We start from the raw sequence: 449 nt of genomic DNA, 5'->3' as shown, positions 1-449 counted from the left end.
TGGCGATACTCGTCTTGCTTCCGTGTTGCAGAAAGACGGCGCGCGCGTTTCGACCATCGAGCATTTGATGTCCGCCTGCGCCGGTCTTGGCATCGACAATCTGTATGTCGACGTCACTGCCGAAGAAATTCCCATCATGGACGGCAGCGCCAGCTCGTTCGTGTTTCTGATCCAATCGGCGGGAATCGAAGAACAGAACGCGGCAAAGAAGTTCATCAAGGTCACCAGGCCGGTTGAGATTCGCGACGGCGACAAGTTCGCCCGGCTCGAGCCGTATTTCGGTTTCAAACTCAAGTTCACGATCGATTTCCGTCACCCGGCGGTCGATAAAACCGGCCAGGCGCTGGAAGTGGATTTCGCCAACACGTCGTACGTGCGCGAAATCGCACGCGCCCGCACGTTCGGCTTCGCGCATGAAGTCGAGATGATGCGGGAGCTGGGTCTTGCGC

At 57.9% G+C, this 449-nt stretch carries 1 protein-coding gene; it reads left to right on the top strand.

The genetic code is table 11. The features are described from left to right. On the top strand, positions 1–449 hold a 449-nt coding region (lpxC, locus tag EN859_RS35380), incomplete at both ends, for a UDP-3-O-acyl-N-acetylglucosamine deacetylase (RefSeq protein ID WP_135913613.1).

The sequence above is a fragment of the Mesorhizobium sp. M00.F.Ca.ET.216.01.1.1 genome (genome assembly GCF_004010325.2).
GTDB lineage: Bacteria > Pseudomonadota > Alphaproteobacteria > Rhizobiales > Rhizobiaceae > Mesorhizobium.
This window is presented reverse-complemented; position numbering and strand designations above follow the sequence as displayed.